Annotated in this window: 13 protein-coding genes; 3 read left to right on the top strand and 10 right to left on the bottom strand. The window is 62.5% G+C overall.

The window, feature by feature from the left end:
• Positions 1 to 26 precede the first annotated feature (26 nt).
• From ACIQYU_RS00535 to rplU, 5 genes are all read right to left on the bottom strand, one after another.
• Positions 27 to 488: a CreA family protein gene (locus ACIQYU_RS00535; RefSeq protein ID WP_233693826.1), complete on the bottom strand. Its 462-nt coding sequence runs from the start codon at positions 486 to 488 to the stop codon at positions 27 to 29.
• Positions 485 to 1,603 (bottom strand): glutamate 5-kinase, encoded by a 1,119-nt coding sequence (proB, locus tag ACIQYU_RS00530; protein WP_063911189.1) that lies wholly within the window; start codon positions 1,601 to 1,603, stop codon positions 485 to 487. Before proB ends, ACIQYU_RS00535 begins: the two co-directional genes overlap by 4 nt.
• 85 nt (positions 1,604 to 1,688) lie before the next feature.
• Positions 1,689 to 2,915, bottom strand: coding sequence for an Obg family GTPase CgtA (gene cgtA, locus ACIQYU_RS00525; protein WP_063911188.1), 1,227 nt, complete (start codon positions 2,913 to 2,915; stop codon positions 1,689 to 1,691).
• A 189-nt stretch (positions 2,916 to 3,104) separates the two neighbouring features.
• Positions 3,105 to 3,362: a 50S ribosomal protein L27 gene (gene rpmA / locus ACIQYU_RS00520; RefSeq protein ID WP_046616804.1), complete on the bottom strand. Its 258-nt coding sequence runs from the start codon at positions 3,360 to 3,362 to the stop codon at positions 3,105 to 3,107.
• Positions 3,363 to 3,400: 38 nt separating this feature from the next.
• Positions 3,401 to 3,715, bottom strand: a complete 315-nt coding sequence (gene rplU, locus ACIQYU_RS00515) for a 50S ribosomal protein L21 (protein ID WP_003247466.1) — start codon at positions 3,713 to 3,715, stop codon at positions 3,401 to 3,403.
• Between the two features lie 244 nt (positions 3,716 to 3,959).
• On the opposite strand from rplU, the gene ACIQYU_RS00510 reads away from it, so the two are divergent.
• From ACIQYU_RS00510 to ACIQYU_RS00500, 3 genes are all read left to right on the top strand, one after another.
• Positions 3,960 to 4,928 (top strand): polyprenyl synthetase family protein, encoded by a 969-nt coding sequence (locus tag ACIQYU_RS00510; RefSeq protein ID WP_207832344.1) that lies wholly within the window; start codon positions 3,960 to 3,962, stop codon positions 4,926 to 4,928.
• Between the two features lie 183 nt (positions 4,929 to 5,111).
• Positions 5,112 to 5,453: a zinc ribbon domain-containing protein YjdM gene (locus ACIQYU_RS00505; RefSeq protein ID WP_009686103.1), complete on the top strand. Its 342-nt coding sequence runs from the start codon at positions 5,112 to 5,114 to the stop codon at positions 5,451 to 5,453.
• Positions 5,454 to 5,536: 83 nt separating this feature from the next.
• Positions 5,537 to 5,782: a hypothetical protein gene (locus ACIQYU_RS00500; protein ID WP_207832342.1), complete on the top strand. Its 246-nt coding sequence runs from the start codon at positions 5,537 to 5,539 to the stop codon at positions 5,780 to 5,782.
• 127 nt (positions 5,783 to 5,909) lie between these two features.
• Here ACIQYU_RS00500 and ACIQYU_RS00495 read toward each other — a convergent pair whose 3' ends face one another.
• The 5 genes from ACIQYU_RS00495 to ACIQYU_RS00475 form a co-directional block, all read right to left on the bottom strand.
• Positions 5,910 to 6,527, bottom strand: coding sequence for an FKBP-type peptidyl-prolyl cis-trans isomerase (locus tag ACIQYU_RS00495; protein WP_025337633.1), 618 nt, complete (start codon positions 6,525 to 6,527; stop codon positions 5,910 to 5,912).
• A gap of 85 nt (positions 6,528 to 6,612) precedes the next feature.
• Positions 6,613 to 6,918, bottom strand: coding sequence for a DUF6482 family protein (locus ACIQYU_RS00490; protein ID WP_013970818.1), 306 nt, complete (start codon positions 6,916 to 6,918; stop codon positions 6,613 to 6,615).
• 158 nt (positions 6,919 to 7,076) lie between these two features.
• The gene (locus ACIQYU_RS00485) at positions 7,077 to 7,565 is read right to left on the bottom strand and encodes a TIGR00645 family protein (RefSeq protein WP_003247486.1); all 489 of its coding nucleotides are present in this window, start codon (positions 7,563 to 7,565) and stop codon (positions 7,077 to 7,079) included.
• Positions 7,566 to 7,769: 204 nt separating this feature from the next.
• Complete coding sequence (locus ACIQYU_RS00480; RefSeq protein WP_003247487.1) at positions 7,770 to 8,108, bottom strand: hypothetical protein; 339 nt, start codon at positions 8,106 to 8,108, stop codon at positions 7,770 to 7,772.
• A 161-nt stretch (positions 8,109 to 8,269) separates the two neighbouring features.
• Entirely contained in the window at positions 8,270 to 10,708 is a 2,439-nt protein-coding gene (locus ACIQYU_RS00475) for a Lon protease family protein (RefSeq protein ID WP_063911185.1), read from the bottom strand.
• Between the last annotated feature and the right edge of the window lie 240 nt (positions 10,709 to 10,948).

The raw sequence follows: 10,948 nt of genomic DNA, 5'->3' as shown, positions 1-10,948 counted from the left end.
AAGGCCTCCCAGGATCTGTCAGGCTATCAATGAGCCCAAGGCAGAATCGGAATCGCGGTCACCGCATTCTGCGGGCTGCCTTCGATCATGCGGTCGCTGTACACCAGGTACACCAGCGTATTGCGCTTCTTGTCCAGGAAGCGCACCACCTGCATGGTCTTGAACACCAGCGAGGTGCGTTCCTTGAACACTTCCTCGCCATCCTTCAGCTCACCCTTGAAGTTGATCGGCCCGACCTGACGACAGGCAATCGATGCCTCCGCCCGGTCCTCCGCCAGCCCCAACCCACCCTTCACGCCGCCGGTCTTGGCCCGCGACAGGTAGCAGGTCACGCCCTCGACCTTGGGGTCGTCGAACGCCTCGACCACAATACGGTCGTTCGGCCCGAGGAACTTGAACACGGTGGACACCTGGCCGATCTCCTCAGCTCCGGCCAGCATTGGCAGCACCAGTGCCGCCACACCGAACACGCGCTTGAACAGGCTCATACCAACACCAGATTGTCGCGGTGCACCAGTTCCGGCTCGGCGATATAGCCCAGCACGCTTTCGATGACATCGGATGGTTGGCCGATGATCTTTTGCGCTTCCAGCGCGCTGTAGTTGGCCAGGCCACGGGCCACTTCAACACCGTCCGGGCCGACGCACACCACCATCTCGCCACGACGGAAGCTGCCCTGTACGGTCTTCACGCCAACCGGCAACAGGCTCTTGTTGGCCTGGCGCAGCGCCTGCACGGCACCGGCATCCAGCACCAGGGTGCCACGGGTCTGCAGGTGGCCAGCCAGCCACTGCTTGCGCGCGGCAAGCATGCCGCGCTCGGGCGACAACAAGGTCCCCAGGCGTTCGCCGGCCTTGAGGCGATCCAGCACGCGCTCGATGCGGCCACCGATGATGATGGTGTGGGCACCGGAACGGGCGGCCAGGCGCGCGGCGCGCAGCTTGGTCTGCATGCCGCCACGACCCAGGGCGCCACCGGTACCGCCGGCCACGGCGTCCAGTGCCGGGTCGTCGGCGCGGGCCTCGTAGATCAGCTGGGCGTCGGGGTTGTTGCGCGGGTCGGCATCGAACATGCCATCGCGGTCGGTGAGGATCACCAACAGGTCAGCCTCGACCAGGTTGGCCACCAGCGCCGCCAGGGTGTCGTTGTCGCCGAAGCGGATCTCGTCGGTGACCACGGTATCGTTCTCGTTGATTACCGGCACCACGCCCAGGTCGACCAGCGTGCGCAGGGTGCTGCGTGCGTTCAGGTAACGCTTGCGGTCGGACAGGTCGTCATGGGTCAGCAGGATCTGCGCGGTGTGCTTGCCGTGCTCGCCGAAGCTCGACTCCCAGGCCTGCACCAGGCGCATCTGGCCGATCGAGGCAGCGGCCTGCAGCTCGTTCATCGCACTCGGTCGCGAGGTCCAGCCAAGCTGGCTCATGCCGGCAGCCACGGCCCCGGAGGAGACCAGTACCAACTCCACGCCTGCCTCACGCAGCGCGACCATCTGCTCGACCCAAACGGCCATGGCACCGCGGTCGAGGCCTTTGCCATCGGCGGTCAGCAGAGCACTGCCAATCTTCACGACCCAGCGCTTGGCGCCCGTCACCTTGCTTCGCATCTTCTTCCAACCTATGTCGAATCTGTAGATACCGTGGATACAAAAACGCCGCTCCAAGGAGCGGCGTTTAGTGTACTGCAACCGGTCAGTCGCGCACGTAAATGATTTCCGGGCCGTCTTCGTCGTCCTCGAAATCATCGTCCCAACCGTCATCATCGCCGATGTCGTGCACGCTCTTGACGCCGGTGCGACGCAGGGTACGGGCGTCGTCCAGGGCCTGCAGCTGGGCACGGGCTTCGTCTTCGATGCGCTGGTCGAGGTCAGCCAGCTCTTCGGCATAGGCCGGGTCGTTGGCCAGGCGGTCGGCGCGGTCTTCGAGGTAGCGCATCAGGTCGTGGCTGAGCTTTTCGGTACCCTGTTTGGAGATGGCCGAGATCACGTACACCGGGCCCTCCCACTGCAGGCGCTCGACCACTTCCTTGACCCGCTCGTCGCGCTCGTCTTCCATGACCATGTCGGCCTTGTTCAGCACCAGCCAGCGCTCACGCTCGGCCAGCGACGGGCTGAAGCGGGTCAGCTCATTGACGATGACTTCGGCGGCATCGGCCGGGCTGCTTTCGTCCAGCGGCGCCATGTCCACCAGATGCAGCAGCACGCGGGTGCGCGCCAGGTGCTTGAGGAAGCGGATACCCAGGCCGGCACCTTCGGAAGCACCTTCGATCAGGCCAGGGATGTCGGCGATGACGAAGCTCTTCCAGCGGTCGACGCTGACCACGCCCAGGTTCGGCACCAGGGTGGTGAACGGGTAGTCGGCCACTTTCGGCTTGGCGGCCGAAACCGAGCGGATGAAGGTGCTCTTGCCGGCATTCGGCAGGCCCAGCAGGCCGACGTCGGCCAGCACTTTCATTTCCATCTTCAGGTCGCGCTGCTCACCCGGCTTGCCAGGGGTGGTCTGGCGCGGCGCACGGTTGGTGCTGGACTTGAAACGGGTGTTGCCCAGACCGTGCCAGCCGCCCTGGGCGACCATCAGCTTCTGGCCCGGGGTGACCAGGTCACCGATCACTTCCTGGGTGGAAGCGTCGATCACGGTGGTGCCGACCGGCACGCGCAGGAACAGGTCGTCGCCTTTCTTGCCGGTGCAGTCGGTGCTGCCACCGTTGGCGCCACGCTGGGCCTCGTGGTGACGGGTGTAGCGATAGTCGACCAGGGTGTTGAGGTTTTCGTCGGCGACCATGTACACCGAGCCACCATCGCCACCGTCACCACCGTTAGGGCCACCGTTCTCGATGAACTTCTCGCGACGGAAGCTCATGCAACCGTTGCCACCATCACCGGCCTTGACCCGAATGGATACTTCGTCAACAAACTTCATTCAAAACCGCCTCTCGCCTGCTGGCGAGTTGAATACCTGAAAAACCTGAGGCTCTTGCAAAACTGAGCGCGGCGGCCCCGTACGACCGTAGAAACCCACGCCGGCAGCCCATACAAACAGCTTTGCAAGAGGCTCACCACAAACGAAAAAGCCCCGTCGCATGACGGGGCTTCTGGAGCGACGTCGCGATTAAGCGGCGACGATGCTCACGTAACGGCGCATGAACTCGCCTTTTTTCTCGAACTTGATCACGCCTTCGATCTTGGCGAACAAGGTGTGATCCTTGCCCATGCCAACACCGTAGCCAGCGTGGAATTCGGTGCCGCGCTGACGGACGATGATGTTGCCTGGCTTGATAGCCTGGCCGCCATACATCTTCACGCCAAGGCGTTTCGATTCTGAGTCGCGACCGTTACGAGTACTACCACCAGCCTTCTTGTGAGCCATGGTTCAATTCTCCAAATAAATTCAGGGGATCTAGGGGATTAAGCCTGGATACCGGTGATTTTGATCTCGGTGAACCACTGGCGGTGGCCCATACGCTTCATGTGGTGCTTACGACGACGGAACTTGATGATGCGAACCTTGTCGTGGCGGCCTTGCGAAACGACTTCGGCCACTACTTTAGCGCCAGCAACAACTGGAGCACCGATGGTGACTTCTTCACCGTTGGCGACCAGCAGGACGCGATCGAAGGTCACGGATTCGCCAGTGGCGACTTCCAGTTTTTCGATCTTGAGGAATTCACCTTCAGCGACTTTGTACTGCTTGCCGCCGGTAACGATTACTGCGTAAGACATGGTATTTCTCCGATAATCCTGCTCACCCAGCGCTTTATATGATGAGTATTGGCTGGCATGGCTGCACAGGGCTGGAACGGCCCGGCGCAATTGCGTAAGGCAGGTGCTGCCCAGGAAGTTAGGGTGCGCGATTGTACGCAACCGCGGTTTTGCTTGCAAGTACCGCCCCCGGCGCACGGGTACCGCGCCTTGACACACCGGGACCCGCGACCTAGCATGCCGCGCAACCTCACTGGAGCAGCCGATGCAACCCCAAACCTTCTACCGTGCGGTGGCTGATGATTTCAGCGCCGTCGACGAGATCATCAAGAAGCAGCTGACCTCGCGCGTGCCGCTGGTATCGAAGATCGGCGACTATATCACGTCCGCCGGTGGCAAACGCCTGCGCCCCCTGCTGGTGCTGCTGTGTGGCAAGGCCCTGGGCCGCGAGGGCGACGACCTGCGCCTGCTGGCTGCCACCATCGAATTCCTGCACACCGCCACCCTGCTGCACGACGACGTGGTCGACATGTCCGGCATGCGCCGCGGCCGCTCCACCGCCAATGCCCTGTGGGGCAACGCGCCGAGCGTGCTGGTGGGCGACTTCCTCTATTCGCGCTCGTTCGAGATGATGGTCGAACTGGGCTCGATGCCGGTCATGCAGATCCTGTCCAAGGCCACCCGTGTGATTGCCGAAGGTGAAGTGCTGCAGCTGTCGCGGGTACGCGACGCCAGCACCACCGAGGAAGTCTATATGGAGGTCATTCGCGGCAAGACCGCGATGCTGTTCGAAGCCTCGACCCACAGCGCCGCCGCGCTGGCCGAAGCCAGCGACGAACAGCGCGAGGCCCTGCGTACCTTCGGTGATCACCTGGGCGTGGCGTTCCAGCTGGTCGACGACCTGCTGGACTACAAGGGCGACTCGCAGACCCTGGGCAAGAACGTCGGTGACGACCTGGCCGAAGGCAAACCCACCCTGCCGCTGATCTACACCATGCGCGAAGGCACCGCCGAACAGGCTGCACTGGTACGCCAGGCGATCCAGAAGGGTGGCCTGGAGGACCTGGAGCAGATTCGCGTGGCGGTCGAAGAGTCGGGTGCGCTGAACTACACGGCGGAGCTGGCGCGTGACTATGTGAAGCGTGCCATCCAGTGCCTGGAAGTGCTGCCGGCCAGCGAATACCGTGATGCACTGGTCGAGCTGAGCGAGTTTGCTGTGGCGCGTACTCACTGACAGATCGAGTCGCCTTCATTCGCGGGTAAACCCGCTCCCACAGGGATATCACAGGCCTCCGGGCCTATGTTGTACCTGGGGGAGCGGGTTTACCCGCGAAGCATTTGTCCGGACATAATCACTTCATCAGAAATACCTCTTACAATGTGGGCTTTCAACCGTCTGTTTGTTTGAGGAACCGAAGTGAGCACTCTGCCACCCTGCCCGAAATGCAACTCTGAATACACCTATGAGGATGGCACTCAGCTGATCTGCCCTGAATGCGCCCACGAGTGGTCGGCCAGCGGCGACGCCGAAGCGGCCAGCGACGAGGTGGTGAAGAAGGACTCGGTCGGCAACATCCTGCAGGACGGCGACACTGTCACCGTGATCAAGGACCTCAAGGTCAAAGGCTCCTCCCTGGTGGTCAAGGTCGGCACCAAGGTCAAGAACATCCGCCTGTGCGATGGCGACCACGACATCGACTGCAAGATCGACGGCATCGGCGCCATGAAGCTGAAGTCCGAGTTCGTGCGTAAAGTCTGATAACGCGAATACCGCCAATTGGCGCTTGCTATTTAGATAATAAGAATTATTCTCATTGGAACCGCTATCCAAGGAGAATAGCCATGACTTATCTGATCGACGCCTGGCTGGACCGCCCTCACCCCTATCTGCGCATTCTTCATCGGGAAACCGGCGAAGTGTGCGCGGTGCTTGAAGAAGACGCGCTCGACGAGCTGCGTGACCAGGGCGACCTGGACATGAGCGGGCTGAATTCGAGTGAGCCGGGGGTGCTCAAGGAGCTGGTGCGCAATCTGTTTCTGTTCTGCTATGCGCGGGCCTTGCGCCCCGGGGGAACGGACTGGAACTGAGGCTGGCAGGGCCGGCCTCTGCGCGGGTGAACCCGCTCCCACAGGGGCCCCACAGCTCTGAAGCATTGTGAGGTCCCTGTGGGGGCGGGTTCACCCGCGAATGGGCCGCAAAGCGGCCCCGAGGGTATTACAGAACGTCGAGCAGCTCGACGTCGAATACCAGCACGCTGTGCGGCGGGATGCTGCCAACGCCTTGGGCGCCGTAGGCCAGCTCGCTCGGCACGTACAGGCGCCACTTGCTGCCAGCGTTCATCAGCTGCAGGGCTTCGGTCCAGCCAGCGATCACACCACCCACCGGGAATTCAGCAGGCTGACCACGGTCGTAGGAGCTGTCGAACACCGTGCCATCGATCAGGGTGCCGTGGTAGTGCGTGCGCACGTTGTCTTCGCGGGTCGGCTTGGCGCCTTCGCCGGCGGTCAGCACTTCGAACTGCAGGCCCGAGGCCAGGGTGGTGATGCCGTCACGCTTGGCGTTCTCGACCAGGAATGCCTTGCCAGCAGCAGCTGCTGCTTCAGCCTTGGCAGCCGCTTCGGCTTGCATCACGTCGCGGATGACCTTGAAGCTGGCCGACAGGTCGGCTTCGCTGACGCGGCTGTCGGCGCCGTTGAAGGCGTCGGTCAGGCCGGCCAGGATGGCTTCCAGGCTGACGCCTGGTGGCGGGTTGTCGCGCAGCTGGCCGCCCAGCTGACGGCCGATGCCGTAGCTGACGCGAGTTTCGTCGGTGGACAGGTTGAGTTCGGACATTGTCGTGCTCCACTGCAGGGCGCAGTGAAGCCGCGCCCTTGATGAAAAGGGCGAGCAGCCTAGCACACTGGGGCGCTGCGAGCAGCTACCAGGCCGAGCGCTGGGAAATCGGCACCTTCAAGTCTTCTTCCGGGTGCGTGCCCATACCGCACATTTCGTCCTGCACCGACCAGTGCACCAGGTTCATCGAAACCATGGGGATGGTTTGCAGCAACTTGCGCGCATCCTCCACCGAATGCACGCGCAAGCGTTCACCACGGGTGTCTGACAGGGGGTGGGGGTGGCCTTTGATCCGGGCCTCGAGCAGGTAGTCACCGCCTTCGATGGCGATCAGGTTCAGTTCGTCGACATGGCCAGCCCTGGCCTCGGTATTGAGCTGATGCAGGTTCATGAGAGCACCTCGCGATGGGAACCACGCATGAGAGCTCATTTTTTCTACAGAAAGGGAGAATGCACAAGGCATGACTGACGCCGCTCGTCAGTTGGAACGTGCTGGCCTCTTCGCGGGCTTGCCCGCTCCCACAGGGATTGCGAAGAGGCCAGTCAGGCTCAGTGCTTGGTCAGCTTGTCCAGGTAACCCATGCAGAATGCCGAGACCACGAAGGTCATGTGGATGATCACGTACCACATCAGGTAATCGGTGGAGATGTTCTGCGCGTCCATGAACACCCGCAGCAGGTGGATGGACGAAATGGCCACGATCGACGCGGCAACCTTCATCTTCAGCGACGAAGAATCCATCTTGCCCAGCCAGTTGAGCTTTTCCTTGCTTTCGTCGATGTCCAGTTGCGAGACGAAGTTCTCGTAGCCCGAGATCATCACCATCACCAGCAGGCCACCCACCAGCGACATGTCGATCAGCGACAGGATCACCAGGATCAGGTCGGCTTCGCTCAGGGCGAAGACGTTGGGCAGGACGTGGACCACTTCCTGGAAGAACTTGAGCGCCAGGGCCAGCAGGCCGAGGGACAGGCCGAAGTAGATGGGGGCGAGCAGCCAGCGAGAGGCATACATCGCGTTTTCGAGGATACGTTCCATGGAGGATTGGGACTCATCAGGTGACTAAAAAAGCGACGGCGAGTATAGCCAGCCACCTGTTACAGCAAAAGCCCGGGGGCTGCCATGCAGCCCATCGCGACACTAGGCCGCTCCCACCAGTACAGCGCAGTCCTCAAGGGCGATGCTGTGCCTGTGGGAGCGGCCTTGTGTCGCGATGGGCCGCAAAGCGGCCCCCGGCCTCAATCAAGTCTCAGGATGAAACTGGTAATCCCCCAGGTTCCGGCACCGCTCGCCATTGATCCGCCGCAACTGCGCCTGCAGATGCAAACACCAGATCTGCGGATCCTCGGCCACCTGATACCCATGCAAGGTCAGGCTGTCGACAATGGCATTGAGCACCGATTCGGCCACCAGCGGCCCATGGAACGGCCCTTGGGCCTTGATGGCGGAGGGTTGTTCACCGGCCATGCCGGCGGCGAACAGCAGCGTCCACATGCCGTTGTCCCCGGCCAGCGGACGGATGCTGCATTCGATGCGGGTCACCAGGCCCAGGCACTGGCGTGTGAGGCTGAGATTGCGCATGGCCGCGCCCCCTCCAATAAGCCTTGTTCAGCCTGGACCTCAGGCTGTTTCCATCCTGAACGCTAATACCGTCCTTAAGTTCCAGCATAGAAGAACAGTACCGAAAGATGGAAAACCGGCGCTGAACGGTAGCACATCGCCGCCAGCGCCGGTTTCTTGACTCAGGCCGGCTTGGCCTGGGCAATCACCTCTTCCAGGCGTTCCTTCTCCGCCTTCTCGACTTCTTCCTCACTGATCATCTCGGCGATCTCACGCAGGCGCTCCACCACCCGAGCGTTGACGCTGCCTTCAGTGAACTGGCCCTTGTCATCCAGCACCCCGGCCTCCTCGCCCACCAGCAGGCTCAACGCCTCGTCGGCCTGGCTGACCGCATACACGTGGAACATGCCGTTCTCCACCGCCTGCAGCACGCGCTCGTCGAGCATCAGCGTGGCAACGTTGGCACGCGGGATGATCACCCCCTGCTCACCGGTCAGGCCACGCGCCTCGCACAGACGGAAGAAGCCCTCGATCTTCTCGTTGACCCCGCCCACTGCCTGCACTTCACCAAACTGGTTGATCGAGCCGGTAATGGCGAAGCACTGCTTGAGCGGCGTGCGCGACAAGGCCGAGATCAGCGTGCAGGCCTCGCCCAGCGAGGCGCTGTCACCGTCCACATAGCCGTAGGATTGCTCCAGAGCGATGCTCGCCGAGATCGCCAGCGGGAACTCCTGGGCATAGCGGCTGCCCAGGTAACCGGTGAGGATCATCACGCCCTTGGAGTGGATCGGCTGGCCGAGGTTGACCTCACGCTCGATGTCGACGATACCGCTGCCGCCCGGGTACACGGTGGCGGAGATACGCGCCGGCATGCCGAACGCCGAATCCCCCACTTCCAGCACGGTCAGGCCGTTGCACTTGCCGATGGCCGCGCCTTCGGTGTCGATCAGGATGATGCCGGCGAGCATGTCGTCCAGCACCCGCTGCGAAACACGCCCGGTGCGGGTGGCCTTGGCCTTGAGCGCACGCTCGATGTGCCCGGCGTCGGTCATTTCGTCACTGGCCAGCTGGCGGATGAAATCGGCTTCGCTGACCAGTTGGAACAGGTCGCCGATACGGGCCGACAGACGCGACTGGTTTTCTGCCAGACGGGCGCTGTAGGTGGCCAGGCGCGCCACCGCGTCACTGGTCAGTGGCGCCATGCCCTCTTCGTTGGTACGGGTGCGCAACAGCTGGGCAAACTGCTCCAGGTTCTCGTCGACCATGGGCATGTCTTCGTCGAAGTCCACCAGTACCCGGAACATCTCCTGGAAGTCCGGGTCGTGGTCCTGCAGCGCGTAGTACAGCTGGCGCGAACCGATGATGACCAGCTTGATGTTCAGCGGGATCATCTGCGGCGTCAGGCTGACGGTGGCCACCCGGCCCAGCTCGCCCAGTGGCGATTCCATCTTCAACTTGCGCGACTGCAGCGCACGCTTGAGCGCGTCCCATACGAACGGCTCGCCCAGCATCTTCTCGGCTTCCAGAATCAGGAAGCCGCCGTTGGCCCGGTGCAGCGCACCCGGGCGCAGCTGGCGGTACGAGGTGTACAGCGCGCCCTGGTCGGTGCTGTATTCGATACGGCCAAACAGGTTGTCGTAGGTCGGGTGCGGCTCGAACACCACCGGCGCACCGCCGTCGGCGTGGTGGCCGACCACAAGGCTTGGGGCGTACTGCTCTTCCAGCAGCTTGCGCGCGGCGGCGTCGGTCTTGCTGTCGTCGACCAGTTGCTCGACCACGGTACGCAGCAGGTTCAGCTGCACCGACTGCAGGTAGGCACAGACCGCAGCGTTCTCGGCGTACTTTTCCGACAGTGGCGCCAGCAAAGGCTGCAGGGCCAGGGTGATGGTTTCTTCGTTGAGTTGGCGCAGCTGGTTGTTCGACTCGCGTTTCCATTGCGGCAGGCTGGCCAGCTCTTCGTTCAGGCGCTCCTCGAGCAGGGCGATATCCTCGTGGAACTGCTCGCGCACCTCTTCCGGCAACTGGGCGAATTCGGCTTCATCCAGCGCCTTGCCGTCGGCCATCGGGGTGAAGGCAACGTTGCTGGCGTCGCGGTACAGGGCCACGTCCTTTTCCAGCGAGGCGCGCTCGATCACATCCAGGGCGCGGTCGTAACGCTGGTTGAAGGCGCGGTCGATAGCGCCCTTTTTCTGCTGGTACGACGGATGCTCGAACACCGCCGGGAAGGTCGACAACAGGTTGTCGATCAGCCCGTTCATGTCGGCGATGAACGCCCCGGCGCTGCCAGACGGCAATTCCAGCGCGCGGGGCTCGCGGGTGTCATCGAAGTGGTTGACGTAGAGCCAGTCGGCCGGGGTCTGCTGGCGCTTGCCCTCGGCCTTGAGGTAGCGCTTGACGAACGAGAAGCGGCCGGTGCCAGGCTCGCCCATCACGTACACGTTGTAACCGGGGCGCGGCATGGCCACGCCAAACTGCAGGGCCTCGACAGCACGCTCCTGGCCCAGGACTCCGCGAAACGGCTCCAGATCGTCGGTATGGGTAAAAGCAAACTGCTCGGGGGAGAAACGCCGGGTCAGGGCTTCAGGCGCGAGACGCAGGCGCGCAGCGACAGGATCGGGCATTGGGTTTCCTTACTTCGGCGGGGCAGATACGCAGCATTCTGGCGCTGCCCGCGCGCGCCTTGCAAGGCTCCACAAGACTTTATGTCGCAGCCTGAGCGGGACATGTAACAGCAAATTTTTCGCAATCAACAACGCAACTCTTAGATCGTGCCTAAACTCCAAGCTGCGCGGGTGGGTGAAACGCTTTCCCGACCTGGCAACCGAGTTGCCAGAAACCCTGACCCTTGGTTAAGTCAAATA

This window comes from Pseudomonas sp. NPDC096925, assembly GCF_044762545.1.
GTDB lineage: Bacteria > Pseudomonadota > Gammaproteobacteria > Pseudomonadales > Pseudomonadaceae > Aquipseudomonas.
This window is presented reverse-complemented; position numbering and strand designations above follow the sequence as displayed.